Here is a 26,420-nt window from a genome sequence, read left to right on the forward strand (position 1 = left end):
AAGGCAGGCTTCACTGGCGCCTGCCTGTCGTTTCATCGCAATAATCGGGATTCCCTCTTTGTCGGCTGGGTGCTCAGAAAAGCTGCTGCAGCGCCGATGGCCGGAATGATCATCGCCAGCCACACCGCTTCCGTATAGTCCCCGAACATATCGTATGCCAACGCGAACGGCAACGGACCCAACGCTGAGCCGAAAACCATGACTCCAGTCACAAACCCCTTGATCGAACCGATATGGCGGCGGCCGAAGTATTCAGGGAACACCACCGCGAGTGTCACCCGTTCGATGCCCCCGATAACACCCCACAGTACCGCGAACCAAATTGCCGCTGTAAAAGTGCTCACTTCCTGCAGGACCAGCAAATATAGAAGCTGGCCGACAAAGATTGCCGCCAGCACAAGCCGGATCTGGACTTTCTCAAGGATGAACCCGATGGCTAACGTCACGGGAAACCCAACGACCGCCATGATACTTAAGAGCGCTGCTGCTTCCCCTGCCGTCAGTCCTTTGCTGCTGAAGATCGAGACGATGTGGAAGGTAAGGCCCGTATTGATCAGTGCGGGAATCGAGACACAGATGAGGAGCAGCCAAAACTGGTAGGTCCGCATCGCTTCTTTAAGAGTCCAGGATATTTCCGTAAACACGGTGTCTTTCCCATCAGCTTCCGCTTCCACCGGTTCCACCGCAGCGTTATCCGGCAGCAGGCCGATGTCTTCAGGTTTATTCACAAGAAACTTCAAGACAACCGGAATCATAATGACTGCTGTCCCGATGCCGAGCACCAGCCACGCTCCCCGCCAACCGACCATGTCAATCAATTGAACATTAATGACAGGAAACAGCGCCGAACTGATAAATGCGCCGATTGCCATCAGACTGAACGCCCGCCCTTTCTTGGAGATGAACCATTGCGGGATGAGCGTGTTGCCGAGCAGCGACATTGATCCCTGTCCAAGGAGCCGGATAAAAAAGAAGCCGATGAACAGCATCACCGGATGTGTGATAAAAGAGTTCCAGACAAGCGCGCCGGCAAACAGGGTGATAATCGCCACCGCCATCTTCCGGTGCCCGAACCGGTCAATCAGGCTCCCGATAAAATACAGCAGAAAACCGGCGCATAACGTGGCAGCGGAATAGATGCCCGAAACCAGATTCCGGCTCCATCCGAGATCTTCTATATAGGATTCGATGAACAGCGCGTTTGAGTACGTCTGCCCCGGTCCGGAGAAAAACAGGAACAGTCCCCCGATCGCGACGATCGTCCAGCCATAGAAAACAGGGGAAGTTCTGCGCTGTGCAGCTGATTCATTCATTTGCTTTCCCCTCTCAGCTTTCCAGATTCCGGTAGAGTGTCGATTTGCTGATACCTGTCTTTTCTTTGATTTCCTCCAATGAGTAGCGTTTGGTATGATACATTTCCAGCGCCTCGTTTATCGCGTCCGGCGATTTTTTCGGCCGGCCGGCGTTATTGCCTTTCTTTTGCGCTTCCAACAGCCCCATCTTTGTTTTTTCACTGATCGCTTCTGTTTGAAATTGCGCCAGTTCTTCTAAGACCGTCAAAAAAGAATAAGCGGAAAAAGGCCGCGTATCGATTCCGCTCGACAGTACATGAAGCTCTGCTTCCCGCTCATTCAAAAGCCGCACGATATCCAGCAGATGGCGCGTCGAATCCGCCAGCACATACAGACTGAACACATACAACCTGTCCCCTTCCTGCACTGCTTCAAGCAATCCTTCCAAGGCAACCCGGCGTTTTGCACCGGCATGTTCTTCTTCAACAATCTGTATTCCTCCGACAGACTCCAGCTCTTTCCGCTGATGGCGGTTCATTTTATCATCTGCCAGCGGACGGATGTATCCGTAATTCATCTCAGTCAACCTCCAACTCTTGCACGCCGTCCATTATAGCATATTCTTCTCCAAAACCTTTCTCTTAATTGTTCCTTTTTGGGAACATGCATGGTATACTCCATTTCGTGATTCAATATAGAAAGGATGGAATGAATTGATAGATACAATAAAAACTGAATGGTTTTCGAATGTCAAAGGGGACATCCTGTCCGGCGTCGTCGTCGCCATGGCATTGATCCCTGAAGCGATCGCCTTTTCGATCATCGCCGGTGTTGATCCGATGGTCGGCCTGTATGCTTCATTCCTCATCGCCGTCATTATTTCGTTTGCCGGAGGACGTCCCGCGATGATTTCAGCTGCAACCGGAGCTATGGCACTCGTCGCCGCTCCGCTTGTCGCAGATTATGGTGTCCATTATTTACTGGCTGCCACGATTCTGACGGGGGTGTTCCAATTATTATTCGGTGTGTTCAAAGTTGCGAAACTGATGAAATTCATCCCGCGGGCGGTTATGATCGGCTTTGTCAATTCGTTAGCCATTCTTATTTTCATGGCTCAGGTTCCGCATTTCCTCGGCATTTCGAGCATGACCTATGTATTCGTCGGCATCACGCTCGGTATCGTTTATATTCTTCCGCGTTTTTTCAACGCTGTTCCGGCCCCGTTGATCGCAATTGTTTTACTGACGATTGTCGCGGTTTACTCGAATTATGACTTGCGGACTGTCGGCGATCTTGGCACGATCACTCAGTCGCTGCCATCCTTCTTTATTCCGGATGTGCCATTCACGATTGAGACACTCATGATCATTCTGCCTTACGCACTTGCCCTGTCTGTCGTCGGACTGCTCGAATCCCTGCTGACGGCAACAATCGTCGATGATATGACGGACACAGGCAGCAATAAGAACCGGGAAGCCCGCGGACAAGGCATCGCCAATTTTGTCACCGGCTTTTTTGGCGGCATGGCGGGTTGCGCCATGATCGGTCAATCGGTCATCAACGTGAAATCAGGCGGACTTACCCGGCTTTCCACATTCATTGCAGGAGCGTTCCTCATGTTCCTGATTCTCGTCCTCGGATCGGTCGTCGTCCAGATTCCGATGGCTGTTCTCGTCGGCATCATGATCATGGTATCGATCGGTACGTTTGACTGGTCTTCGTTTTCTTACATGACGAAAGCACCGAAATCGGATACAGCGGTTATGCTCGTCACCGTGATCATCGTGGTTGTTACACATGACTTGTCGCAAGGCGTCATTGCCGGTGTCATCCTGAGCGCGGTTCTCTTTGTTTCTAAAATCTCAAAGATCCAAGTGAAAAAGACCATCGAAAACAGCGTCACCCGCTACGCAATCGACGGACAGCTGTTTTTTGCCTCCGTTGAAGATTTCCTTGATGCCTTCGAATTGGATGTGCAGCATAAAAAAGTCGTGCTCGATTTCACCGACGCCCATATTTGGGATGATTCCGGTGTCGGAGCCGTAGATCGGATCGTGCTGAAACTGAGAGAAAACGACAATGAAGTCATCATCGAAGGCTTGGATGGCGGCAGCAGAAAATTGGTTGAAAAAATTGCCGTGTTCAACAGCAAGAACGCCAAATTGCCTTCTCATTAAAAGGAGTGTTTACTATGTATAAATCTATTCTACTGGCAGTCGATGGCTCTGATCATTCCATCCGCGCAGCGCGTGAAGCGATCAAAGTCGCTTCGCTCTCTCCGGATTCGAAAGTGACGGTCGTTTATGTGGCGGATCATAACAATGCGAAAACAGAAGTGCTCCATAGCGGCAGTACAGCAGAGCTTGACTTCACCCGCCGCAAGCGGCTCCAACCGATCGAGGAAATATTAGCTGAAAACAACATCGGCTGTGCTGTCAAAATGCTGCATGGCACACCGGGGCCGGCAATCGTTGAATTCGCCAATGAGAAAAATTTCGATATCCTCATTATTGGCAGCCGCGGACTGAATACCTTGCAGGAAATGGTGCTCGGGAGCGTCAGCCACAAAGTCGTCAAGCGGGCCGACTGCCCTGTACTCATCGTGAAGTAAGAAAACCAGCCCATCCGCTCCAGTAAGCGGATGGGCTGGTTTGTTGTTTTTCAGCAATGGCAAATACAGTCTGCTGCCATCGATTGGATTGCGTTAGTATCAAAAGAAAGGGATAATGAAAGTAACATTGAAGGCCTGGATGGCTTCAGCAGGATGCCAGACCACCTTCTCAATAAAAAGGAGTGTGCTGAATGTATAATTCTATTTTATTGGCAGTAGACGGTTCTGACCATTCCATCCGCGCAGCGCGTGAAGCGATCAAAGTCGCCTCACTTACCCCGGATTCAAAAGTGATTGTTGTCTATGTCGTTGATCACAATAAGGCAAAAGATGAAGTGCTGCAAAGCCCGAGCATAACTGAGCTCGATGCCGCCCGTCGCAAGCGGCTGCAGCCTGTTGAAGAAGCACTGGCGGAACATAACATCGATTATGCGGTTAAAATGCTGCATGGCACGCCGGGTCCGGCAATCGTCGAATTTGCCAATGAAGTTGGTTTCGACATTCTGGTTATCGGCAGTCGGGGCATAAACGCTTTACAGGAAATGGTGCTCGGAAGCGTCAGCCACAAAGTCGTCAAACGTGCTGAGTGCCCGGTATTGATCGTAAAGTGAACAAAAAAACAGCTCCTTCCGTTTTCATGACGGAAGGAGCTGTTTTTTCACTTTTTGCCAATCGAAACCCGGCTCTCAATGCCGTGAAACGCAGGTTTAGTCACCAAGCAGTCATAGCGGGGGAAAAGTACCCGCAATTCCGCTGCGATTTCTGTTTCGCTGCCTTGCGGGACAGCGATGAAGATGGAAGGCCCGGCGCCGCTGATGGCTGAACCATACGCACCCAGCGTCCGGCATGCCTGTCTGATTTCATCAAAATCAGGCAGCCGGTCTTTCCGGTAGGGCTCATGGAACAGATCCTTCTCCATCATGCGCCCGGCTGTCTTCCAGTCCCCGCTGATCAGCGCTGCACTGACGACATTGGCGGCAGCACTTCCGGTAATCGCTTTTTCATAAGGCAGTACAGATGGCAGCAGTCCCCGCGATTCAACCGTCAAGAAGGCAGCTGCCGGCACAAGCAGCAGGATACCGAGCGCAGGTTCAGCCACATGGACGGTTGCCAGTTCGTCTTCATCATAGTAGGAAACGGTCAGTCCGCCCATCAGCGATGCCGATATATTATCCGGATGGCCCTCCAGCCTGCTGCCAATTTCCACTTTCCTGGTCATCGGCCAATTCAGGCCCAGCAGCCGATCCGCAATTTCAATGCCAGCCGCGATGGCTGCGGCACTGCTGCCAAGCCCTTTTCCAAGCGGAATTTCAGATATCACCTGCAGATGGGCCGGCGGCAGTGAACGTCCTGCTTCAGCTGCGACGGTCCGGGCTGTGTCGATGATCAGATTATCCGGTTCATCGGATAAATGCTGATGATGATCATCCAGATATTCTGCCCGCCATTCATCCGCGGGCGAGACCTGAACAGTCAAATAGAGATCAATCGCCAAGCCGATGGAATCGAATCCCGGTCCGAGATTTGCGGTCGAAGCCGGTACTCTGACAGAAAATCGTTCATCCGTCATACAGATACGCCTCCGCGCAATTCCGCCCAAAACCGCTCTCTGTCCGCCGGCGTCAGTTTCGCTTTATGCTGATTCACTGCAATGGCGGTATCAGGATCTTTCAATCCGTTCCCTGTCAGGACCGCGACCACTGTTGCGCCTTTTGGCAACGCACCGCTTTCCACCCGTTTTTTAATCCCCGCAATCGATGCACAGGAAGCCGGTTCTGCAAATACACCTTCCGTCGCAGCCAGCAATTGATACGCTTCCAGGATTTCTTCATCCGTTGCAGCCAGAATCGTGCCGTTCGATTCCTCGAGCGCATTCAATGCAAGCTGCCAGCTTGCCGGATTGCCGATCCGGATTGCCGTCGCGACTGTTTCCGGTTTTTCAACAACCTTGCCATTGACGATTGGTGCCGCTCCCGCTGCCTGTACGCCGAGAAGTTCAGGACGGATTGCACCGGTCCGGTCAGCATGTTCCGAAAATCCTTTCCAGGCAGCGGAAATATTCCCGGCATTGCCGACGGGCAGTGCAAAGATATCCGGCACCTTGCCAAGCTGCTCCACAGCTTCAAATGCGATGGTTTTCTGACCTTCCAGGCGGTAAGGATTGATGGAATTCACAAGGGCAATATGCTCTTCTTCGCCCAGTTCCCGCACCATCTCCAGTGCCTCATCGAAATTCCCTTCAATTTCAAGAATTTCCGCACCGTACATTTTTGCCTGCGCCAGCTTGCCGAGTGCGATGCGCCCTTCCGGAATCACCACAATTGTCCGAAGACCCGCCCGTGCGCCATAAGCGGCAGCAGAAGCGGACGTATTGCCCGTAGAAGCACAGACCAAGGTTGTCTTGCCTTCTTCTTTTGCTTTTGCGACCGCCATGACCATTCCGCGGTCCTTAAATGAACCGGTCGGATTGGCGCCTTCAAACTTTACATGGAGGTCAATTCCCCATTTTTCCGATAACGTATTAAGCCGGATGAGCGGCGTATTGCCTTCCAATAATGTCAGTGCCGGTGTGTTTTCTGTCACCGGCAGCCACTCTTTATATCGTTCAATCAACCCTGGCCAATTCATGCTTATTCCTCCCCTGCAATCCGGTAATGGCTAATCATGCCAGCCAAGCCATCGAGATCTGTGATGATATCCAAATGCTGCTGCCTTGAAATGCGGTGTGTGACGAGAATCAGTTCCGCCTGTCCATCCTGCTCGCTCGGATGCTGCATGACCGATTGCAGGCTGGCTCCGTGCTTGCTGTAGACCGCTGTCACATTGGTCAGTACGCCGATTTCATCATTGACGAGCAGCCGGTGAAAATATTTGGCCTGCTGTTTATTCGCCGGTTTGATCGGCCGGGCATGCTGAGGGGCATGCTGCCTTTTGCCTTTCACTTCAAGAAGAATATTGCGGCAAGCCGCAATCACATCGGCCACAACGGATGTCGCAGTAGGAAGCGAACCCGCTCCGGGACCGTACAGCATGGTTTCCCCGACTGCCGCCCCCCGAATGTAGACAGCATTAAATTCATTATTCACAGAAGCAAGCGGATGGGCATCCGGCAGGAACACCGGTTCAGACACCACTTCAATCCCGTCTTCATCCGTCTGGGAGGCGCCCACCATCTTGACGGTGTAGCCAAAGCGGGCAGCCAGTTCCACATCCCCTTCCTGGATCTCATCCATGCCGCGGACAACCACATCGTCGAGGGACACTTCCGTGGAATATGCAAGTGAAGACAAAATCACCATTTTCCGTGCCGCATCAAGCCCGCCCACATCCGCTGTCGGATCGGCTTCCGCAAAGCCAAGTGCTGTTGCCTGGGCGAGCGCATCTTCATAGCTCATGTTTTCCTGTTTCATTTTTGTCAGGATGAAATTCGTCGTTCCGTTCACAATCCCCATTAAATTCGAAATGCGGTCAGAAGCCAGTCCATCTTCAAGTGTGCGGATGATCGGAATTCCGCCGGCAACGCTCGCTTCATAGAACAGGTCCTGCTTTTGAGCATCCGCCAGCTGCAGCAGTTCATGTCCATACTGCGCCATGACATCCTTATTGGCGGTCACTACCTGTTTGCCTGCCTGAAGCGCCTGCTCAATAGCCTGTTTCGCCTCTTCAATTCCTCCCATGACTTCCACAATAATATCGATGGAAGGGTCATTCACGATATCCGCCAACTCGGTTGTGAACACATCGGGAGACAGCCCGGTGTCGCGGTCCTTCGTCAAATCTTTAACCAGTACTTTATCGATCGATACCTCTGCTCCCAATTTATGCAGCAAATCCTGCTGATGCTGCTGAACGATTGCGGCGACTCCGCTCCCGACTGTTCCAAACCCTAATAATCCGACTGATACTCTATTTTCCATTGACGCACCTCCATGGTCTATGTACACTGATGGGAATACCCATTTACCTTTGTGATTTATGCCATTATAGAGGTCATTGCCGGCAAGCACAACCTTAATCGAAAAATTCAGCGAAAATGGAGGGGATGAGATGAAAGTCTGCAAATTCGGAGGCACTTCTTTGGCAAGTGCCCAGCAAATCAAAAAGGTGGCGAATATCATTACCGCGGACACCTCTCGCCGGATTGTTGTTGTCTCAGCCCCGGGTAAACGGTTTGATACTGACATAAAAATAACCGATCACCTGATCTCGCTTGCAGATGCCGCATTATCCGGAAATGATACGTCTTCAGGCTTCCGCCAGATCATGGAGCGCTACGAGGAAATCATCAGCGGGCTCGGGCTCGAAAGCAGCCTGCTGAATGATATCGAAGAAGACCTGTATAACCGGCTGCATTCCAGCAGGAAAGATGCCGGATTATTCACAGATACCTTGAAGGCGAGCGGTGAAGATGCATCGGCCAAACTGGTTGCAGCTTATCTGACAGCGACCGGCCTTTCAGCTCAATACTGCAATCCAAAAGATGCAGGGCTTCTCTTGAACGATCCGCCTGCTTATCCACAGCTCCTGCCGGAAGCATACGGCAGATTGGCTGCCCTTAAGGATAATGAAGCCATTTGCGTGTTCCCTGGCTTTTTTGGCTTCACAGCTTCAGGTGTTCTGCGGACGTTCAACCGGGGAGGCTCAGACATCACCGGCGCTATTCTGGCGGCCGCTGTCAAAGCCGAACTGTATGAGAACTTCACGGATGTGGACTCCGTCTTTGCCGCAAACCCCCGCGTTGTGGATCAGCCGGTCAGCATTTCACACATGACGTACCGGGAAATGCGCGAGCTGTCGTACGCCGGTTTCGCTGTTCTGCATGATGAAGCGTTAATGCCTGCATTCCGGGCGGCTGTCCCAGTATGCATTAAAAATACAAATAACCCGGAAGCGCCGGGTACGATGATTACAGCGGAACGTGATTTTTCCGAACAGCCCGTCACCGGCATCTCGGCCGACAGCGGTTTCTCTACGCTTTATGTCAGCAAATACTTGATGAACCGGGAAATCGGGTTCGGCCGCAAGCTGCTGCAGATTCTGGAAGAAGAGCAAATCTCCTACGAGCATGCGCCGTCAGGAATCGATGATCTGTCGGTCATCATACGCAGCCATCAGTTGAAACCCGGCCAGGACGCCCGCATTGTTGAACGGGTGAAAACCGAACTGGCAGCGGATGACGTGCACTTCCGCCATGATTTTTCCATGGTTGTCCTCGTCGGTGAAGGTATGCGCCATACAACCGGTCTTACGGCACGCGCCGCTGCAGCCATTGCCCGGACAGGGGCTAACATCGAAATGATCAATCAGGGGTCTTCTGAGGTCAGCTTGGTCTTCGGAATACTCAAGCATGACGAAACGAGAGTCCTGCGGGAGCTGTATCAGGAATTCTTTGCACCGGTGTATGCGGAACTGTAGAATTCAATAACTTTTTAAACATAACCAGCGTCCCGGGCCATCTGCCCGGGACGCTGGTTTTACTGTGCATTTATCTTCAGCCGGGCCAAGATGAGTTCCGCTAACTTCCGGCACCGGTCCCAGTCCCGCTCCTGCGGCATCAATTCCACCTTCAGCGTCACTGCCAGATCTGTCCGGACGTGCAGCATGTCCCGGAAACGGTCCACTGCGCCGCAATAATCCGGGTAAAAGCTGTCACCCGTGCCAAATGCCGCCGTGATAAGCTCCTTTCTTGCAGCCGTTTCCAGCGCAGAATAGAGGCTGTGCATCTCTGTTGGAACATTGCCGTTCCCCCAAGTATACGTACCAACCATAACTGCATCATAGCTGCAGAGCCAGGACAGCGGGAATTCAGCAATTCGGAACAGCGATACATTCACTTCGTCACTGAAGCAGCTGCCGATTATGCGGCTCAACTCTTCCGTATTCCCCGTAACCGATGTGTAGACGATTGCAATCCGGGGTCTATAATTCGTCGAATCCATTGGACTGCGACACTTTCGAATAGGTCCGCGATTTTTGTTCAAAGAAATCGGATTTCGTATCGTTCATCATGTCGTCTCCAAATACTTGAATCCACGGCATCGGGTTGTTCTGCTCTTCATACATATTCGCCAAGCCGAGCTGCCGCAGGCGTTTATTGGCCAAGTATTCCACATACCCCTCAAATTCTGTAAGATCGATGCCATCGATTCCTGTAAGGATGTAATGCGCCCATTCTTTCTCAAGCTCGACCGCTTTTCCGATTGTTTCGTAAATATAGCGGATGTTTTCCTCTGTATTCAGCTCCGGATTTTCCGTCAGCAGAATCCGGACGAACTGACCGATGAAGTAGGCGTGCTGCATTTCATCGCGCTGGATGTAGCTGATCATCGTGCTCGTCTTCAGCATTTTCTGCTGGCGGGCCAGGTGATAAAAGAACGCAAATCCGGCATAGAAATAAATGCCTTCCAAATTGATTGAATTGATGCCAAGGCGGAACAATGTCTCCGGCGTCGGGTTCTCGCGGAATGCATCGTATGCGGCAAGAATCAGTTCATTCCGTTTACGGACGATCGGGTCCGCTTTTGCCTGGTTGAAGCGTTCGTTCTGCTCGCTTAGCGGCACGAGTGAGCTCAAGATGTAGGAGTAGGATTCATTGTGAACAGCTTCCTGCTGGGATATGACCGCAAATATTGCTTTGAAGCTGGAGTCGGTCACATAATCCATGACCTGGCTCATCGTTGGCGTCTGCAGGCTGTCGAGCGATGCAAGCTGCGTATTGATGCGCAGGAATACATCTTTTTCGATGTCAGTCAGTGAATCCCATTGCTTGATGTCATCCTGCATATTGATTTCCTGAGCCTTCCAGAAATTCGCAAGCAGCGCCTGATACAATTCATACATTTGCGGGTACGCAATATCATTCCAGTTCAGCAGTCCTGACGACTGGCCGTTGATGATTCCCGTTGACTTGTTCGGGTGATCCGGGTTCAGTAAGTTAATTTTCGTTAATGTCTGCACAGCGTTGCCCCCTTTAGCTTTCACACGCTTCACATGCTTCCAGTTCAGCCTGCGAAGTGCTTCTGATGTAATAAGTTGTTTTGAGTCCCTGCTGCCATGCTTCCATGTGCAGGGCGAGAAGCTCTTTTGCTTTAATATTATGCCGGACATACAGATTAAAGCTGATGCCCTGGTCGATATGGCGCTGACGGGCCGCATTCTGACGGATGCTCCACGCCTGATCGATCGTGTGGCGGGTCCGCCGGTAATAATCGTACGTGCGGTGATTCAAATCCGGGGCCGTCACTTTAAATTTGAAGTTCTTTTTCTCTTCCGCGTATTCCACTGCGTACAGCGGGTCGATCCCGTCGGTGGAACCGCCGATTTTTGCTGTTGACGAGTTTGGCGCGACAGCCATCATCCACCCGTTCCGGACGCCGTGTTCCGCCACTTCCGCTTTCAATGTATCCCATTGCTCGCCTTCGTAGCCCCTGCGCTCGAAATAAGCACCGGTCTGCCATTCAGAACCTGTGGACAGTGAATATGCGCCTTTTTCTTTTGCCAATTCCATGGAAGCATGAATGGTATGATAAGCAATTTCTTCATACAGCTCATCTGCAAACAATACCGCTTCGTCAGACTCCCAGTGAATTCCTTTGAGCGCCAGGAGGTGATGCCAGCCGAACGTACCTAATCCAACAGCCCGCATCTTCTTATTCGTCGCCTGAGCTTGACCGACTGAGATGGTATTCAGATCGATAACGTTATCAAGCAGGCGCATCTGAATCGGAATCAGCCGTGCCAGCACACCCGCGGCCTCTGCCCTCGGCAAATTAATGGAAGACAAATTGCAGACGACGAAATTTCCCGGTTTCCGCACGATGACTTGGTTGCCGTCAGCATCCACATATTCATTCACAATCGTGGTGGCCGACATGTTTTGAAAAATTTCAGTACATAAATTACTGCTGTAGATAGACGTGCGGCCGATGCCGTTTGCGTGCTTGTTCGGATTCTGCCGGTTCACTTCATCCCGGTAGAACATATACGGCGTGCCTGTCTCCAGCTGGGCAATCATGATGCGCGCCATGATATCCATCGCGCGGTACGTTTTCCGCGGCAGGAGCGGATGATTGACCGCTTCCTCGTATTTCTCGGCAAAGTATTTCTTGTCGTGTTCATCATAGAAATCCTCAAGTCCGAGTGCGTTGCCGTTTTCGTCTTTCCAGCCCATGACTTGCTTTACTTGATGCGGACAGAATGTATGCCATTGGCCAACACTCCGCCCGCTGTCGTCCGTTTCTTTTAACGTTTCCATGAAAAGGTCCGGAAGGGATACGCCTGTGAAGATATCATGCGCTTTCCGGCGCTCATCCCCGTTATTCGTCTTCAAATCGAGAAAGCCGTTCATAATGTCCTTATGGAACACATCCAGGTAGACGGCAACCGCTCCCTGGCGCTGGCCGAGCTGATCCACGCTGACCGCCGTATCGTTCAGCAGGCGGATCCATGGAATGACACCTGAGGAATTGCCTTTGAACTTCTTGATGTCCGACCCCAGCGCCCGCACTTTTCCGAAATACACGCCAAGACCGCCGCCATCCTTGCTCAACCTCGCTACATCCCAATTGTTCAGGTAAATGCCATCAAGCGAGTCATCAACGGTATCAATGAAGCACGAAGACAGCTGACCGAAGCTTTTTCCTGCATTGGATAGCGTTGGTGTCGCCACTGTCATATATAGATTGGAAAGCGCCCAATACGCTTCTTTCACGAGAGCCGTCCGTTGTTCGTTCGGCTCATTTTGCATCAGCGCCATCGCAATGATGAGAAACCGCTCCTGCGGCAATTCATACAGGGTGCCGTCGTGATCCTTCGCCAAATAGCGATCCGCCAGAAGGAACAGACCGATGTAATTAAACAGGAGATCCCGTCCCGGTTCAATCACGGTGCCCAATTCATCAATTTCTTCTTTTGTATAGGCAGCAAGCAAATCCTGCGAGTAAATGCCGGTCGCCGTCAGCTTTTCAAGGAGCAGGTGGAAATTTCCATATTTTGCTCCGGCGTCATATTTGCGGGCGGCTGCCGCTTTTTCATAAAGTTCTTCCAAATATAATCGAGCTGCCAGGAATGTCCACGAAGGTTCGGACATGGAGATCCGGTTCAATGCGTAAAGCATCGACGTCTCCCGTTTCGCATTTCCTTCAAGTTCTGCCACTTTTGCTTTCAATTGTGTTGCATCCAATTTATATGTCTCTTCTGCATTTTGGATTGCTTCCATTACGGTATCCATTTCTGAGCGAGTTTCCACTTTCATAAGCTCACATCTCCTCTGCGTATTCATTGATTTTAAGTCGCCATTCTTTTCTGGCCTGAGCACTTTGGGACAGCCGCTGTTCCTCTTCTGTTTCAGGCGATACCCGTGCGACCGGCGTCGGTTTCCCATCTGCGCCTATTGCGACCATTGTCAGGAGCGCTGTTGTCGTGAGCGTTTTCCCGCTGGTCTCCATGTTCTGGCATTCCACTCTCACGTATACTTCCATCGAAGTCCTGCCAGTTGAAACAACAACGGCCTCCAGGCTTAGTATGTCCCCTACCTTGGCGGACGAAAAAAAATTTACTGTATCAATTGAAGCGGTCACTACCACATTCCTGCTGTGTTTCATTGCGGCAATCGCAGCAATTTCGTCAATATAGGAAAGCACAGTACCACCGAAAATCGTTCCCATATGATTCGTGTCGGGCGGCAGCACCAGTTTAGTCTGCGCTGTTCTTGAATCACTTGCAGATACTTGTTTTTTCATCTGCTGCTCCTTCCTTCAATCTCCGGGATAGCAAAAAGACCCCATCCTTCCCAAGGATGGGGTCTGTCAGCGCAATATCAATTGAATAAAACAGGAAGAGACCCGCTTCATCCAACGTACCCGCGCTGCAGCCTCTCAATTCCCGAAGAAGCGTGCAAGCTATAAAAACGGCAGGTCTCCTGGCTCATGCGTCATCCTCCCTGTGCCCTTCCCGTCTTATCAGACAGTGGATTACACAGTTCGTCAGCACTTACAGTTGCGGGGACAGCTCCGGTTTTTCACCGGATTCCCTCTTAGGCCTTATCAGGCACCGTTCTTACTGGCATTACTATATGTAGTAGTAAAACAATACTAATCATCTAAATATTGTATATAACAAACTATAACTTAATACATTGCAGCTGACAAGCCTTTCTTGCAATTTTTCATACTGCCACTTGATTCCGCCCGGCGTGTTTTGCCCGATACAGGGCCTGATCTGCCTCTTCAATCGCTTCATCAAGTGTTTTGCCGTTAATGACGCCGCTCAAACCAATGGAAATCGTCAGTCGCCCGTCCGGCTGTGTTCGTTCGCCATCAAACACTTGGGCTTCCACCTGTTCCCGGAGCCGTTCGGCAATCACTGCTGCCATCTCCAGGCTTTCCACATCTGAAAAGCAGAGGATGAACTCCTCCCCGCCATACCGGGCATATACATCTTCTTTCCGCATATTTTCACTCAAAATCCGGCTGATTGTCTGCAGCACTGCATCTCCTGCCGGATGACCGTGTGTATCATTAAATTGTTTAAAATAATCGATATCAAACATCGCAATAACATAGGATTCGTTATGCGAAGCAAGATTCTTCACTTTCTGCTCGAAATACGCTAGATTATACAAATTCGTCTTACTGTCCATTCTGGATAAACGCTCCAATTTTTTCACAGTCAGCATTTTCTGGCTCGACTCATTCATCATAAGCGCAATGCAAACGATACCTGCCAATTCAAATACAACCAGTGCAGCCAGAATCCGTACTTCAGCAGCTGTGCCGAGCACCATAAGAGAAACCCGGAGTACTTCATTTACAGCAAAAGCCATCAGCATATGCCTGAACCGAATAATGGTGAACGGCGGCGTATAGAAAGCTTTCCGGTGAAACAATGCCCCCACAATATAAGGCATCAGGATTCCAAGCATAATACCTTCTTCGACTGTCGGACCGCCAAAATAGAACCTGAGAACCGAGGGAATGATGATGGCTATCAGACCGAGCCGCCAGCCAAACATGTAAGAGATGAGAAATAACGGAATTCCTCTCAGATCGAACAAAATTCCATTGTGCTCCAGCGGGTGGAACATGACTGCAACACTTAGCAGACTGAGGACAAGTGGAACAATCCAGATCTGACGGGAAATCATTTTTTCCTTTCCGACTAAATATTCTTTTGTCTTTAAAAAAACAAATACAAAGGATATGATCAGCGTTATATTTGCGAAAAAAGAGTTTAAAATAGCAATCATGCGTTATCTCCCAGTAAATACATCATGATTTAAGTGTAGCAAAAATGGTTCATAAGTCTATATGTGAAATCGATGGAATGGGGTTATTTTTCCTGTCTTCTATCCCTGTCCCGGAAATAAACAGCCGCTGATTTCCGCAAATAAAAAAGGGCTGCCCGAACAGATCATGATTCATGACCTTCCGGGACAGCCCCTCAGCATTGATCAGTTCCATATATAGAAGTGGCAAAAATTAATAAGATGAAAATCCGCTCATGCCGATCAGCAGAATGAAAATCAGAATGATAAACAACACAAACAGCACGAGTGGGAGGAGGACTGTAAAGAAGCCCTTCCATCCGCTGAACCGATGGGCTTCTGCCACGCCCAAACACTGGATGACAAAGCCCCAGATCCCCACAACCGCAGAAATCAAAAAGGTGATCATCCAAAATATATTCTGTCCTCCGCTTAACGGCTCATACCCCACCTGCCAGAAAAACGTCTCAGGCGACAGAAGCATCCAGATAAACAGCAGGGGCAGCAGCCAGATCTGCGGAATTCCGGCAGCCGCCACCGCACGGAACAGCTCCGAATACGTGCCTGTACCCTGAAATAATTTCCCGATCCACAAAAAAACGCCCGCTGCAAAAGCGGCGCCGATAATGCCCGCAACCGGCCCAAAAATAATCGCCAGAATAATTGCTCCCCAGCCAGGAATGCTTTCACCTGTACCTGGAGCCGACATATTCCCCAACGAAGCGGCAATACCGGTCAGGGCAATAAGCAGCCAGATATAACCACTTGATTTTTCTTCGATGACATAGCGGGTTATCTCCCTTGGCCGGAGCCAGATAGCAGTGAACGGATTCAAGTCATCATGATACTTTGTTTCTTCCATATTACGCACGTCCTTACTTTTATTTCTATTTTAGCAGATCCCACGATGACTTGGCCGATTATTTCAGGGATACCCGGTTCTGCGCTTTTTTTCCACATCGTACAGTGAAATGATAAAAAACCCGGCAGCCGCCGGGTCTTCTTCATGCTCGCTTAAACTTATTTTTTGCGTAAATATAAGTTACGGCAAGTGCTGCCACTAAGACTGCGCCTTTGATGATATCAAACGCGTAATACGGGAGGTTCTGAATTGTCAGTCCATTCAGCAGGATGCCGATGACCGCCGCCCCGAAGAATGTACCAATGGCATTAGGCTTCCCGATGCCGAGCACCGAGTAGCCGACGAATGCCGCTGCGACGGCTTCCATCATAAGCGGTGCGCCGGCATCGATCTGACCGGATCCGACACGCGCTGTGAAGAGGAGACCGGCAATCGCTGCAAATATACCGGAGATGACATAAGCCGAGAGTTTCACTTTCTTCACGTTAACACCTGATAGCGTTGCCGCTTCTGCATTGCCGCCGGTCATGTACAGAATGCGGCCCCACCGGGTGTGGTTCAGCACAATATAGCTGATCGCCACCAGCACGAGCATGATCCAGACCGGCGCCGGGAGACCGAGCAGAGCACCCTGGCCGATCCACAGAAATGCTTCCGAAATCGTCCCGGGTGCCGTCGCGCCTGAGGTCAGCGGCATATTGTTATAAATGGAATACCCTTCTGTATACGTCCGGTGAAGTCCTGCGACAACGTACATCGTACCGAGTGTTGCGAGAAGGTCCGGTATGCCAACCACTACGATCAGAAATGCATTGAACAGCCCGACGAGTACCCCCACCGCAATCGGCAGCAGGATGACCGCCCAAAGCGGTAATTCGTACCACACCATGAGTGAAGCGGACACGACAGTGGCAAGCGACATGGTTGAACCGACCGATAAATCGAATCCGCCGACCGTGAGCGTGAATGTTACACCGAGTGCCAGCACAGTAACGATTGAAATCGACCGCAAAATATCTGCGAAATTATTATAAGTAAAGAATGCGCCGCTGACTGAACTGAAATAAAGGATGATTAAAACGAGCAGGGCGATTGCCCCGTATTTATACAGATACTGAACTGTCCGCTCTTTTGTGTTTGTCACGCTCTTCTTTTCCGCCACTTGCATAAAGTAAAATCCTTTCCTGGGTCGCTTCTTCCCGTGAAAACTCCTTCACGATCTGACCGTCATACATCACATAGATCCGATCGGCGATTCCGAGCGCCTCATGCATTTCACTGGTGAAGTACAGACAGCCCCGGCCATCCGCCGCAATGCCCCGAATCTCCTTGAAAATATCAACCTTCGCGCCGATGTCGACTCCTTTTGTCGGTTCATCGAACAAATACAGCAGTGAATCGAGCGACATCCATTTGCCAATGGCTACTTTCTGCTGATTTCCTCCGCTTAAGTGGACAAGGGGCGTTTCGGTATCACGCGTTTTGATTTTTAAACGGTCGATAATATCTTCCGCAAATCTTTTTTCTGCCCGGCGGTTCATGAACAGCCGGGGGGCAAACCGTTTCAGATTCGGAAATGAAGCGTTTGTTTTTAATGATTCCTCCACGAACAGCCCTTCCTTGCGCCGTTCTTCAGGCACGAGTGCCATTCCTGCCTGAATGGCGTCTTTCGGATGACTGAGCTTCATGCGTTTTCCCTTCAGCGTGACCGTTCCGTCCACATGTTCGGCGTGACCAAACAGCGCTTTGGCGAGTTCCGTCTTCCCGGCCCCGACCAAGCCGACAACACCGATGATTTCACCTTCCGCCACAGTCAGCGAAACATTCTTCAGTTTATTGCCGTCCCGGAGACCGTCCACTTGAAGGAGGGTATCACCGATCGGATGCAGACGCCCTTCCAGTTCGTTCTTCAGCGCTTCACCGAGCATCGCTTCGATAACTGCCTCAGAACTTGCCGTCGCTGCCCCAAATGTCTCCACTGTCTTCCCTTCCCGCATCACGGTGATGCGGTCACTGATCTCAAACACTTCCGGCAGCCGGTGTGAAATGAACACACAGCCGACGCCTTCCTTTTTCAATTTATCGATGACCGCGAACAGTTTTTCCGATTCATGGGATGAAAGAGGAGCCGTCGGTTCATCAAAAATAATGAGTTTGGCTGAATGGACGAGGGCCCGGGCAACCAGGACGAGCTGTTTCTCTGCAAGTGACAGCTTGAACGCCGGTTCCCGCACGTCGATAAACTCCGAATGCAGCTCCTTGAGCGCGGCTTCTGCCCGCGCATATTGTTTCGGCTTTGAAATGAACAGTCCGCCGCCTTCTGAAAAAGTATCCAGCAGGATATTTTCCGCCACAGATAAATCCGCCACGATGGCTGTATCCACTTCCTGGTAAACTGTATAAATGCCGTGTTCTTTCGCTGCTTTCGGCGAACGGAAGTTTACGTCACTGCCGTCCAGTGTGATTGTCCCGCGGTCCTGTCCGTAGACCCCTGACAGAATTTTGATGAGCGTGCTCTTGCCTGCACCATTTACACCAAGCAGGGCATGGACTTCGCCTTTTTCCAGGTTGAATTCTGCGCCATTCAGCGCCCGCGCATTGCCGAACGTTTTTTCGATGCCATTCATTTCAAGCAAAGGGTTCGCCATTGCTGTCCCCTCTTTCTGAGAAAGAAGCTGCCCCCATTACTGAAGACAGCTCCACATTTATTTTTTATAGGCCTTCCAGTTCACGGAGCTCATCCGTATAACCTTGTTCGCTTGCGCCCCATCCTTCAATGTACTCGCTCAGCTGATCTGTTGTAATCTGCTCTTCCGGCAGATTTTCAGCTTCCACGAATACCGGTTCCAGGACAACTTCCGCTTCTGTTTCTTCACCGGCAAGCTTCTGGTACAAATACCTCACCTGAATGCGGCCGATGTCTTTCGGGTCCACTGCAGCCGAGGCAACCCACGGGCTGCCTTCAGTCTGCATCATCTGCAGATCTTCGTCGCTCATGTCAATTCCGTATACTTTAATATCCGTTCTGCCTGCCTGCTCAATCGCACGGACGGCGCCTTTCGCGAATTCATCCCATGAAGCCCATACAGCTGTGATGTCCCCTTCGTTCGGGTACTGCTTCAGGATCGCTTCCATCTGTGCCTGTGTATCAAGGGCCGTATTGTCTGTTGCAGCACCGAATGCCGCCACTTCGTTGATGCCTTCGTTATTGTTCATGAATTCTTCGTAAGCCACTTGGCGGCGTTCCATCGGAGCAAAACCGGCAACCCAGATTTTCACGATGTTCGCTTCACCGCCTGCATCTTCCGCTAATTTGTTAAGGGTCAGTTCAGCCATCTGCTGATCGCCCTGACGGAGTACTGTCACACCGTCGACTTCAATTCCCGTATCGAATGCGACGACCGGGATTTCAGCATCCAGCGCTTTTTCAACGCCCTGATTAAGGGCTTCTTTCGTACCGTGATCGATCAGGATTCCGTCAAACCCCTGATTAACTGCGGCATCCAGGTTCGATGCCATTTTGGCCAGGTCCCCGTCAGAAGTAAATACGGTTACTTCACCGCCGAACGCTTCCACTTGTTCTTTGACGCCTTCAATGTACTGAGCCGAGAATGTGCCGAGGTTGATCTGCATAATAAGGGCGATTTCTTTACCTACGAGCGGGTGGTCGGATACTTCAGTGGCGGCATCGGATACGGCTTCTTCTGTCACAGCGCCTTTTGGCTGGCAGCCTGCAAGCAAAAAGCCGATAACAAGCAGCGTTGCCAATACCCATAATTTCTCTTTTTTCATTTATTGTTCTCCTTTTCCGGCAGCCGCTGTAAGCAGGCCGGCAATATTTTGGTGGAAATCCGGTTCGATGACGCCTTTTTCCGTGATGATGGCGGTGATGTATTTGGAAGGCGTTACGTCGAACGCCGGGTTATACACATTCGTTCCGGCCGGTGCGACCGGCACATCACCGAAATGAGTGATTTCCTCAGCTTTGCGCTCTTCTATCGGAATATCTTTTCCGCTGTCAATTGACAAATCGAATGTTGAAACAGGAGCGGCTACATAAAATGGAATGCCGAACGTGTGAGCGAGCAATGCAAGGTTCAGTGTACCGATTTTATTCGCCGTGTCGCCATTCGCTGCAACCCGGTCGGCGCCGACAATGATCGCTTCAATGTCCTTTGCGCCAATTGTATGAGCAGCCATGCTGTCGGTGATGAGTGTTACATCGACCCCTGACTGCTGCAATTCCCATACTGTCAGCCGGGCGCCCTGATAAACCGGGCGGGTCTCGCAGGCATATACGTCAAATTTCTTCCCGCGTTCGCTGCCGAGATGGAACGGAGCAAGGGCTGTTCCGTATTTTGCAGTGGCGATCGACCCGGCGTTGCAGATTGTCATAACTCGCATCTTATTTTCCAGCAGTTCCAGGCCATGCTCTCCGATCTGCCGGCAAGCCGCCTCGTCTTCTGCCCTGATTGCTTCCGCTTCCCTGAATAACTGCTGTTTCGCATCAGCCACTGACGCTGCACACGGCAATGTGCTGAGCAGCCGTTCAAGCGCCCAAGCCAGATTGACTGCCGTCGGCCGGGAGCTTGCCAGGTAATCGGCATCCTTTCGCACATACGCTTCAAAGGCGTCAAGCTCATCTGTATCATGACTCTCCGCTGCAAGCGCTAAGCCGTAGGCAGCCGTAATACCGATCGCCGGTGCGCCCCGCACTTTCAGGGAAAGGATGGCATCAAATACTTCTTCAATGGTTGTAAGGTCGATAAATTCAATGATATGCGGCAGTTTCTGCTGATCCAAAATCGTAAGCTGCCCGTCTTTCCATTCGATGGATACCGGTACTTGCATCAGCGCAGCGCCCCGATCAGTGACAGTACGTCATCGATGGACGTAAGTTCTGCCCGCTTCAGAATGAACGCTTCACCTGTCCGCAATGCCTGCCGCTTCCGTGCAATTCGCTCTTCATCGTCTTCAATGCCGTCAAGGTCGCTGACATGTGCCAGACCGATTGTCCGGCGAATCAGCTCAGCGCCGGCAAAGCCGACGGAATCCCGGAAGATTTTTTCCAGCACGGTTTCTCTGTAACCCGTTGTATCTTTAAATGCACTTTGGTTTTCCTGTTCCCATAGCTCTGAAAACCGGGAAGAAAAGACGTCCCATGTATTCCGGATATGGTCTGTGATCACATCCCGGCCTTCTTCTCCGCGCGTGATCGACTGGAACACAAGATTCGCGAGGAAGAGGCCGACGTCAAAACCGATCGGACCATAAAATGCAAATTCCGGGTCGATGACTTTCGTTTCATCTTTGCTTGCAAAAATACTGCCTGTGTGAAGATCGCCGTGCAGCAAAGCTTCTGCTTCAGTCAGAAAGCTCTGTTTCAGTTTCGCCGCTTCCAGTTGCAATGCCTTGTTGTTCCAGATTGCTTCGGCATCAGCAGTGAGCGCTTCTTCGAAATCATTGGTTTCATTATTGAAGAAAGGATCTGTAAAAATCAGGTCTTCTGTAATTTTGCATAATTCCGGATTGGAGAATTCGGCAGCAAGCCGTTTTTTGTCGAATGGATGAAGTCCGAAATCCGAGGTATGGAACAGCGTCTGCGCCAAGTACTCGCCAATGTCATCCGACAGTTTCGGATACGTCTCACCAGCGATCAGGCCAGCCCGTGCAACGGTAAGATGCGACAGGTCTTCCATGACCGTGTATGCCAGCGCTTCGTCGGTTGCGTATACTTCCGGTACTAGATGCGGCACGTATTCCCCGTGCTTTTTCAGTGCATTTGCTTCAATCTTTGCCCGTTTCAGTGTCAGCGGCCAGCTTTCACCGACCACTTTTGCATACGGCAATGCCTGTTTAATGATAAGGCCTTTGCCGGTTTCGTCTGTTATGTGAAAGACGTAATTGAGATTGCCATCGCCGATTTCCCGGCTTGAAAGTGCCGCTCCTTTCGGAAAGAAATCTAGCTGAGCGGCAAGCTCGACTGCCGTTTGTTCTGTCAATGGGGTGTAATTCGCCGTTTCTGTAACCGCCATCTGTACTCAATCCTTCCCTGAAAAAAATAAAAGCGCCTCTTCGGAAAGAGGCGCAGAATAATCGGATTCCCGCCTCTCATCTTCTGGAAAAGTTTCTTTCCAGTGGAATTAGCACCGTGCCTTGCGGAATGGATTTGTCCATTCCGGCGCAAAATCTTAACGCGCCCCGTTTCACAACGGTATTATGGTCGGTTGCTGGGCTTCATCGGGCCATTTTACCCTCCGCCTGCTCTTGATAAGAGTGCTGATAATTTATAAAGTTATTAAAGTCTGACATGAATCCTATCATGATTCAAAATAAAGTGCAACAACTTTTCAAAGAAATAGTTCTTAATTGTCTGGCTTATTACAAAGCGGTAAATTATAGATTTATCCTTTCAGAATATCGCTTAATTTTTCGCTTTTTTTCGAGTTCCACTAATTGGACGCTGAGTTCCGCTAATTCGGCATTGAGTTCCACTAATTTAGCATTGAGTTCCACTAATTAGGCGCCGAGTTCCACCAGTTAAATGGAAGCCGCTTCCATTCAGTCAGGAATTGGTCTTCTGTTACTTCTTCAGCCAGCCGGCATCCTTGTAAGCACTATTGATGGCATCTTCGTTTTTCATTTGACAGAATTAAGATCCCATGAAATAATCAGCATAATTTCTAAAAAAACTAAATACGTTATTCTTATTCAGAGCAGGCGGAGGGACAAGCCCTACGAAGCCCGGCAACCGGTCGATTGACACGGTGCTAATTCTTGCAGCCTTCAAGCGACGGCTGACAAATAAGAAGATGGTATCCGATAACCTCTTCTTAGGAAGAGGTTTTTTATTTGTTACAGGAACTGGAGAGTGAATTTATGAGTGGATTGACAGCCCGCTATCAACTGTACGGGCGGCCTGGATCATTCGGGAAGAAAGCGGAAGGCATTGCTCTTGGTCTCACGGTCGGATCTTGGACTGACCTGCCGCAGCTTGAACAGGAACAGCTGAAGCAGCATAAAGGAACCGTGGAGTCCGTCACGGAATTCGGTGACTCCCCTCACCCGTTAAAACCGGAATTGATCCGGGCGGAAGTGGAAATCCGTTACCCGGCGGCCAATTTTTCGGCGGATCTGCCGGCGATCCTGACGACTGTGTTCGGGAAATTATCGCTCGACGGCGAAGTGAAATTGCTGGATCTTATTTTCGATGAAGAATTACTCGCCCGTTTCCCGGGTCCGCGGTTCGGCATCGAAGGAATCCGGGAAAAGCTCGGCGTCCATGACCGGCCGCTCGTCATGAGCATTTTCAAAGGTGTCATCGGCCGCGATCTCGGTTATCTTGCCGACCAGCTCCGCCAGCAGGCGCTTGGCGGCGTGGATCTCGTGAAAGATGATGAGATTTTATTCGATAACCCGCAGACCCCATTTGAAGAACGGATCGTGCGGGGGAAAGAGGTGCTGGAACAGGTGTATAAAGAAACCGGCCACCGGACATTGTACGCAGCCAATCTGACCGGCCGCACATCCGGACTCCGCGATAAGGCCCGCAAAGCACGGGAACTCGGCGCGGACGCGCTGCTGTTCAACGTCCATGCCTACGGGCTGGATGTGCTGCAGGAACTTGCGGAAGACGCGGAAGTCGGATTGCCGCTCATGGCGCATCCCGCATTCAGCGGCGCATTCACGTCTTCGCCTTTTTACGGTGTGGCGACGGAACTTGCGCTCGGCAAACTGACCCGCATTGCAGGTGCGGACTTTTCCCTGTTCCCTTCTCCTTACGGCAGTGTTGCACTTGAGAAGAACGCTGCACTGGCGCTCGGCCGGGAACTCGTATCCGACAGCCCGTTAAAACGGACATTCCCGGTTCCATCAGCCGGCATCCACCCGGGCCTCGTCCCGCTTCTGTTTGAGGATTTCGGCACCGACAGCATCATTAACGCAGGTGGCGGTGTCCATGGACATCCGGATGGCGCTGCAGGCGGCGGACGGGCGTTCCGTCAGGCCGTCGATGCCGTACTCGCCGGCACTTCGCTTGAGGAAGCGGCGGCATCCCATGACGAATTAAAAACGGCGCTCAAGTTATGGGGGTGAACAATGTGAAAAAACCAATCATTTTCTGCGATTTCGATGGAACAGTCACGGACCGCGACAATATCATGAACATCATGAAGGAATTCGCACCGCCGGAATGGGAACCGATCAAGGAAGGCATTTTAAACCAAAGCATTACAATACGTGATGGTGTAGCGGAGATGTTCTCCCTGCTGCCTTCATCAAAGAAAGATGAAATCATTTCTTATGTATTGGATGCAGCGGAAATCCGCGAAGGTTTCGCTGATTTCGTCGCTTTTGCCGACCGGGCCGATATCCCGCTGTATATTACGAGTGGCGGCATCGACTTTTTCGTCCGGCCGCTCCTCGAACCATACGGGCCGTTCGCCGGCATTTATTGCAATGAAGCGGATTTCTCTGATGATTGCATCCGCATCCGCTTTCCGCACGGCTGTGATGAACAATGCAAAAGCCAAGGCTGCGGATTATGCAAACCGACGGTCATCCGGCAGCTTTCAGATGAGGATACGTTCAGCATCGTCATCGGGGACTCGATTACGGATCTCCAGGCAGCCAAAGGCGCGGATCTTGTCATCGCCCGCGATTTCCTGATTGAGAAATGCAAAGAGCTCGGCATCCCGTATGAGCCGTTCGAAACCTTCCATGATGTGACGGACATTCTGGAGCGGAAGCTCGGTGTCCGTGTATGAGTATTGTGGAAGAGCGTTGGACGGAACTTGCAGACATCAAAGACGAACTTGCCGCCCGCGACTGGTTCATGGGCACAAGCGGCAACCTCGCCATCAAAGTGAACGATGAGCCGCTCCAATTCCTGGTCACCGCCAGCGGCAAGGACAAAAAGAAACGGACGGCGGAGGACTTCCTGCTCGTCGACGCGGACGGCCAGCCGATTGACGAAACGCAATTGAAACCATCAGCGGAAACGCTACTGCATTGCGCGGTTTATGGTCAGACGGATGCTAGCTGCAGCCTCCATGTGCACACGGTGGCGAACAACGTGATCTCTGAATTATACGGGGATGCCGGGAAAATCGGATTCAAAGGCCAGGAACTCATCAAGGCGTTCGGCCTGTGGGAAGAAGACGATGTGCTCACCATTCCCGTCATTCCGAACCCGGCGCATATTCCGACGCTGGCCGAAGAGTTCAAGCAGCACGTGAACGCTGATTTCGGTGCTGTGCTCATCCGTAACCATGGCATCACAGTCTGGGGCCGCAGCGGATTTGAAGCAGCGAAGCTGTTGGAAGCAAGCGAGTTTTTATTTCAGTATCAATTGACTTTACACCAATATAAACGATAAAAGAGAGGAAGATTCACTATGGCAATCATCAAACTCCAGGAAACAAACGAAACAATCAATGAACAGCACAACGTCGCGACGTTCCTTGCCCAGCAGGAAGTCATTTATGAGCACTGGGACATCAATAAACTTCCGGATAATCTCCGTGAAAAATTCGATTTGAATGATGAAGAAAAAGAACAGATCTTGGAAGCATTCCGTCCGGAAATCAATGACATTTCCGAGCGCCGCGGCTATAAAGCGGCAGATGTCATTTCGCTGTCGGACTCGAATCCGAAGCTCGACGAACTGCTGAAGAACTTCCAGCGCAAGCACATTCATACGGATGATGAAGTGCGTTATATCGTCAGCGGCCACGGCGTATTCATCATCCAGGGCAAAGATGAGAAATTCTTTGAAGTCCACCTGGATCCAGGCGATCTCATTTCCGTGCCGCCGAACATCACGCATTACTTCACACTCGCTGATGACCGCAAAGTCGTTGCCGTCCGCATCTTCGTAACAACTGAAGGCTGGGTGCCAGTGTATCAGGACGAACAGGAAAGCGTGCAAGGATAGTCGAATAATGGGATCCGGTTCAGTGAGCCGGATCCTTCTTATGTGCCAAAATCCCTCTCCTATTCCCCCTCCTTAAAAATACTTAAAAATATGACACCTTTTCTCTTCCGATTCGTATTATTACTAATTAACCCCCTAATTCATTGATAACGTACAGGAAGGAGTGAAATTATATGACACGATCCGATGATCAACGAAGAAAAGACCGGTTGGGCAGCGGCGCGCGATCAGAATTGTTTTCAGCAATAGCCCCTGATGTGGTGTTATGGCCATTTCACCTGGTTTTATCTCTGCTGAGAGGAACGGGAAAAGCCATCCATTCGATTCTGAGCGGGTTTTGAAAAGCAACCGAAATCGACTATTGTAAAGTGCTCGAATTTACAATTAAACATACTATCTTAAAACCAGCCTAACATTCTCCCTTTATACTGAAACTGAACACAGAATGAAGGGAGACG

General features: G+C 50.8%; 25 protein-coding genes and 3 riboswitches. Of the genes, 9 read left to right on the plus strand and 16 right to left on the minus strand.

What is annotated here, in order from left to right; translation table 11 throughout:
• Positions 1-32: 32 nt before the first annotated feature.
• Entirely contained in the window at positions 33-1,313 is a 1,281-nt protein-coding gene (locus tag B0X71_RS16435) for an MFS transporter (RefSeq protein ID WP_077590439.1), read from the minus strand.
• 13 nt (positions 1,314-1,326) lie between these two features.
• Positions 1,327-1,869 carry a recombinase family protein gene (locus B0X71_RS16440; RefSeq protein WP_077590440.1) on the minus strand — a complete coding sequence of 181 codons (543 nt, stop codon included), beginning with the start codon at positions 1,867-1,869 and terminating at the stop codon, positions 1,327-1,329.
• Between the two features lie 136 nt (positions 1,870-2,005).
• Between B0X71_RS16440 and B0X71_RS16445 the strand changes: the two genes are divergently transcribed.
• The 3 genes from B0X71_RS16445 (at position 2,006) to B0X71_RS16455 (ending at position 4,514) form a co-directional block, all read left to right on the plus strand.
• Positions 2,006-3,469 carry a SulP family inorganic anion transporter gene (locus tag B0X71_RS16445; protein ID WP_077590441.1) on the plus strand — a complete coding sequence of 488 codons (1,464 nt, stop codon included), beginning with the start codon at positions 2,006-2,008 and terminating at the stop codon, positions 3,467-3,469.
• A gap of 14 nt (positions 3,470-3,483) precedes the next feature.
• Positions 3,484-3,903: a universal stress protein gene (locus B0X71_RS16450; RefSeq protein WP_077590442.1), complete on the plus strand. Its 420-nt coding sequence runs from the start codon at positions 3,484-3,486 to the stop codon at positions 3,901-3,903.
• Between the two features lie 191 nt (positions 3,904-4,094).
• Complete coding sequence (locus tag B0X71_RS16455; RefSeq protein WP_077590443.1) at positions 4,095-4,514, plus strand: universal stress protein; 420 nt, start codon at positions 4,095-4,097, stop codon at positions 4,512-4,514.
• A gap of 47 nt (positions 4,515-4,561) precedes the next feature.
• Here B0X71_RS16455 and thrB read toward each other — a convergent pair whose 3' ends face one another.
• The 3 genes from thrB to B0X71_RS16470 are packed head-to-tail and all read right to left on the minus strand — an operon-like array spanning position 4,562 to position 7,820.
• Positions 4,562-5,473: a homoserine kinase gene (gene thrB / locus B0X71_RS16460; RefSeq protein WP_077590444.1), complete on the minus strand. Its 912-nt coding sequence runs from the start codon at positions 5,471-5,473 to the stop codon at positions 4,562-4,564.
• The gene (gene thrC / locus B0X71_RS16465; RefSeq protein WP_077590445.1) at positions 5,470-6,531 is read right to left on the minus strand and encodes a threonine synthase; all 1,062 of its coding nucleotides are present in this window, start codon (positions 6,529-6,531) and stop codon (positions 5,470-5,472) included. Before thrC ends, thrB begins: the two co-directional genes overlap by 4 nt.
• A gap of 2 nt (positions 6,532-6,533) precedes the next feature.
• Positions 6,534-7,820, minus strand: a complete 1,287-nt coding sequence (locus B0X71_RS16470) for a homoserine dehydrogenase (RefSeq protein ID WP_077590446.1) — start codon at positions 7,818-7,820, stop codon at positions 6,534-6,536.
• A gap of 130 nt (positions 7,821-7,950) precedes the next feature.
• Between B0X71_RS16470 and B0X71_RS16475 the strand changes: the two genes are divergently transcribed.
• On the plus strand, positions 7,951-9,318 hold the full coding sequence (locus tag B0X71_RS16475; RefSeq protein ID WP_077590447.1) for an aspartate kinase: 1,368 nt from the start codon (positions 7,951-7,953) through the stop codon (positions 9,316-9,318).
• A 59-nt stretch (positions 9,319-9,377) separates the two neighbouring features.
• Here B0X71_RS16475 and B0X71_RS16480 read toward each other — a convergent pair whose 3' ends face one another.
• The 11 genes from B0X71_RS16480 to mtnK all read right to left on the minus strand — a co-directional run bounded on the left by B0X71_RS16480 (position 9,378) and on the right by mtnK (position 22,063).
• Entirely contained in the window at positions 9,378-9,842 is a 465-nt protein-coding gene (locus B0X71_RS16480; RefSeq protein ID WP_077590448.1) for a flavodoxin domain-containing protein, read from the minus strand.
• Positions 9,823-10,860, minus strand: a complete 1,038-nt coding sequence (locus B0X71_RS16485; RefSeq protein ID WP_077590449.1) for a ribonucleotide-diphosphate reductase subunit beta — start codon at positions 10,858-10,860, stop codon at positions 9,823-9,825. The genes B0X71_RS16480 and B0X71_RS16485 overlap by 20 nt, the downstream gene beginning before the upstream one ends.
• Positions 10,861-10,873: 13 nt before the next feature.
• The gene (locus B0X71_RS16490) at positions 10,874-13,156 is read right to left on the minus strand and encodes a ribonucleoside-diphosphate reductase subunit alpha (RefSeq protein WP_232336722.1); all 2,283 of its coding nucleotides are present in this window, start codon (positions 13,154-13,156) and stop codon (positions 10,874-10,876) included.
• A 4-nt stretch (positions 13,157-13,160) separates the two neighbouring features.
• Positions 13,161-13,643: an acyl-CoA thioesterase gene (locus tag B0X71_RS16495; RefSeq protein ID WP_077590451.1), complete on the minus strand. Its 483-nt coding sequence runs from the start codon at positions 13,641-13,643 to the stop codon at positions 13,161-13,163.
• A 152-nt stretch (positions 13,644-13,795) separates the two neighbouring features.
• A riboswitch (cobalamin riboswitch) is annotated at positions 13,796-13,973 on the minus strand.
• 95 nt (positions 13,974-14,068) lie between these two features.
• Positions 14,069-15,148 (minus strand): GGDEF domain-containing protein, encoded by a 1,080-nt coding sequence (locus B0X71_RS16500; RefSeq protein ID WP_232336723.1) that lies wholly within the window; start codon positions 15,146-15,148, stop codon positions 14,069-14,071.
• Positions 15,149-15,380: 232 nt separating this feature from the next.
• Positions 15,381-16,028, minus strand: coding sequence for a Yip1 family protein (locus B0X71_RS16505; RefSeq protein ID WP_077590452.1), 648 nt, complete (start codon positions 16,026-16,028; stop codon positions 15,381-15,383).
• A 142-nt stretch (positions 16,029-16,170) separates the two neighbouring features.
• Positions 16,171-17,196 (minus strand): ABC transporter permease, encoded by a 1,026-nt coding sequence (locus B0X71_RS16510; protein WP_077590453.1) that lies wholly within the window; start codon positions 17,194-17,196, stop codon positions 16,171-16,173.
• A complete protein-coding gene (locus B0X71_RS16515) occupies positions 17,132-18,676 on the minus strand; it encodes a sugar ABC transporter ATP-binding protein (protein ID WP_077590454.1) in 1,545 nt (514 codons plus the stop codon). Before B0X71_RS16515 ends, B0X71_RS16510 begins: the two co-directional genes overlap by 65 nt.
• 64 nt (positions 18,677-18,740) lie before the next feature.
• Positions 18,741-19,820 carry a sugar ABC transporter substrate-binding protein gene (locus tag B0X71_RS16520; RefSeq protein ID WP_077590455.1) on the minus strand — a complete coding sequence of 360 codons (1,080 nt, stop codon included), beginning with the start codon at positions 19,818-19,820 and terminating at the stop codon, positions 18,741-18,743.
• On the minus strand, positions 19,821-20,879 hold the full coding sequence (gene mtnA / locus B0X71_RS16525; protein WP_077590456.1) for an S-methyl-5-thioribose-1-phosphate isomerase: 1,059 nt from the start codon (positions 20,877-20,879) through the stop codon (positions 19,821-19,823). It abuts the gene before it with no gap.
• Positions 20,879-22,063 (minus strand): S-methyl-5-thioribose kinase, encoded by a 1,185-nt coding sequence (mtnK, locus tag B0X71_RS16530; RefSeq protein ID WP_077590457.1) that lies wholly within the window; start codon positions 22,061-22,063, stop codon positions 20,879-20,881. Before mtnK ends, mtnA begins: the two co-directional genes overlap by 1 nt.
• A 73-nt stretch (positions 22,064-22,136) precedes the next feature.
• Positions 22,137-22,305: riboswitch (SAM riboswitch) on the minus strand.
• Between the two features lie 427 nt (positions 22,306-22,732).
• A riboswitch (SAM riboswitch) is annotated at positions 22,733-22,839 on the plus strand.
• Between the two features lie 68 nt (positions 22,840-22,907).
• Between mtnK and mtnW the strand changes: the two genes are divergently transcribed.
• From mtnW to B0X71_RS21045, 5 genes are all read left to right on the plus strand, one after another.
• Positions 22,908-24,122 carry a 2,3-diketo-5-methylthiopentyl-1-phosphate enolase gene (gene mtnW / locus B0X71_RS16535; RefSeq protein WP_077591052.1) on the plus strand — a complete coding sequence of 405 codons (1,215 nt, stop codon included), beginning with the start codon at positions 22,908-22,910 and terminating at the stop codon, positions 24,120-24,122.
• A 5-nt stretch (positions 24,123-24,127) separates the two neighbouring features.
• On the plus strand, positions 24,128-24,793 hold the full coding sequence (locus B0X71_RS16540) for a 2-hydroxy-3-keto-5-methylthiopentenyl-1-phosphate phosphatase (RefSeq protein WP_077590458.1): 666 nt from the start codon (positions 24,128-24,130) through the stop codon (positions 24,791-24,793).
• Entirely contained in the window at positions 24,790-25,404 is a 615-nt protein-coding gene (locus B0X71_RS16545; protein WP_077590459.1) for a methylthioribulose 1-phosphate dehydratase, read from the plus strand. The genes B0X71_RS16540 and B0X71_RS16545 overlap by 4 nt, the downstream gene beginning before the upstream one ends.
• Positions 25,405-25,422: 18 nt before the next feature.
• Positions 25,423-25,962, plus strand: coding sequence for a 1,2-dihydroxy-3-keto-5-methylthiopentene dioxygenase (locus B0X71_RS16550; RefSeq protein WP_077590460.1), 540 nt, complete (start codon positions 25,423-25,425; stop codon positions 25,960-25,962).
• A 173-nt stretch (positions 25,963-26,135) separates the two neighbouring features.
• Positions 26,136-26,303: a hypothetical protein gene (locus B0X71_RS21045; RefSeq protein WP_156889900.1), complete on the plus strand. Its 168-nt coding sequence runs from the start codon at positions 26,136-26,138 to the stop codon at positions 26,301-26,303.
• The last annotated feature ends 117 nt before the right edge of the window (positions 26,304-26,420 follow it).

Source organism: Planococcus lenghuensis (assembly GCF_001999905.1).
GTDB classification, from domain to species: domain Bacteria; phylum Bacillota; class Bacilli; order Bacillales_A; family Planococcaceae; genus Indiicoccus; species Indiicoccus lenghuensis.

Excerpts from the sequence above, each read along its gene's own strand:
- B0X71_RS16515 (WP_077590454.1), bottom strand. The coding sequence starts at position 18,676 with ATGGCGAACCCTTTGCTTGAAATGAATGGCATCGAAAAAACGTTCGGC.
- B0X71_RS16450 (WP_077590442.1), top strand. The coding sequence starts at position 3,484 with ATGTATAAATCTATTCTACTGGCAGTCGATGGCTCTGATCATTCCATC.
- thrB (WP_077590444.1), bottom strand. The coding sequence starts at position 5,473 with ATGACGGATGAACGATTTTCTGTCAGAGTACCGGCTTCGACCGCAAAT.
- mtnA (WP_077590456.1), bottom strand. The coding sequence starts at position 20,879 with ATGCAAGTACCGGTATCCATCGAATGGAAAGACGGGCAGCTTACGATT.
- B0X71_RS16435 (WP_077590439.1), bottom strand. The coding sequence starts at position 1,313 with ATGAATGAATCAGCTGCACAGCGCAGAACTTCCCCTGTTTTCTATGGC.
- mtnW (WP_077591052.1), top strand. The coding sequence starts at position 22,908 with ATGAGTGGATTGACAGCCCGCTATCAACTGTACGGGCGGCCTGGATCA.
- B0X71_RS16495 (WP_077590451.1), bottom strand. The coding sequence starts at position 13,643 with ATGAAAAAACAAGTATCTGCAAGTGATTCAAGAACAGCGCAGACTAAA.
- B0X71_RS16440 (WP_077590440.1), bottom strand. The coding sequence starts at position 1,869 with ATGAATTACGGATACATCCGTCCGCTGGCAGATGATAAAATGAACCGC.
- B0X71_RS16550 (WP_077590460.1), top strand. The coding sequence starts at position 25,423 with ATGGCAATCATCAAACTCCAGGAAACAAACGAAACAATCAATGAACAG.
- B0X71_RS16490 (WP_232336722.1), bottom strand. The coding sequence starts at position 13,156 with ATGAAAGTGGAAACTCGCTCAGAAATGGATACCGTAATGGAAGCAATC.
- B0X71_RS16510 (WP_077590453.1), bottom strand. The coding sequence starts at position 17,196 with ATGCAAGTGGCGGAAAAGAAGAGCGTGACAAACACAAAAGAGCGGACA.
- B0X71_RS16455 (WP_077590443.1), top strand. The coding sequence starts at position 4,095 with ATGTATAATTCTATTTTATTGGCAGTAGACGGTTCTGACCATTCCATC.
- B0X71_RS16505 (WP_077590452.1), bottom strand. The coding sequence starts at position 16,028 with ATGGAAGAAACAAAGTATCATGATGACTTGAATCCGTTCACTGCTATC.
- B0X71_RS16520 (WP_077590455.1), bottom strand. The coding sequence starts at position 19,820 with ATGAAAAAAGAGAAATTATGGGTATTGGCAACGCTGCTTGTTATCGGC.
- B0X71_RS16475 (WP_077590447.1), top strand. The coding sequence starts at position 7,951 with ATGAAAGTCTGCAAATTCGGAGGCACTTCTTTGGCAAGTGCCCAGCAA.
- B0X71_RS16500 (WP_232336723.1), bottom strand. The coding sequence starts at position 15,148 with ATGATTGCTATTTTAAACTCTTTTTTCGCAAATATAACGCTGATCATA.
- B0X71_RS21045 (WP_156889900.1), top strand. The coding sequence starts at position 26,136 with ATGACACGATCCGATGATCAACGAAGAAAAGACCGGTTGGGCAGCGGC.
- mtnK (WP_077590457.1), bottom strand. The coding sequence starts at position 22,063 with ATGGCGGTTACAGAAACGGCGAATTACACCCCATTGACAGAACAAACG.
- B0X71_RS16470 (WP_077590446.1), bottom strand. The coding sequence starts at position 7,820 with ATGGAAAATAGAGTATCAGTCGGATTATTAGGGTTTGGAACAGTCGGG.
- B0X71_RS16480 (WP_077590448.1), bottom strand. The coding sequence starts at position 9,842 with ATGGATTCGACGAATTATAGACCCCGGATTGCAATCGTCTACACATCG.
- thrC (WP_077590445.1), bottom strand. The coding sequence starts at position 6,531 with ATGAATTGGCCAGGGTTGATTGAACGATATAAAGAGTGGCTGCCGGTG.
- B0X71_RS16545 (WP_077590459.1), top strand. The coding sequence starts at position 24,790 with ATGAGTATTGTGGAAGAGCGTTGGACGGAACTTGCAGACATCAAAGAC.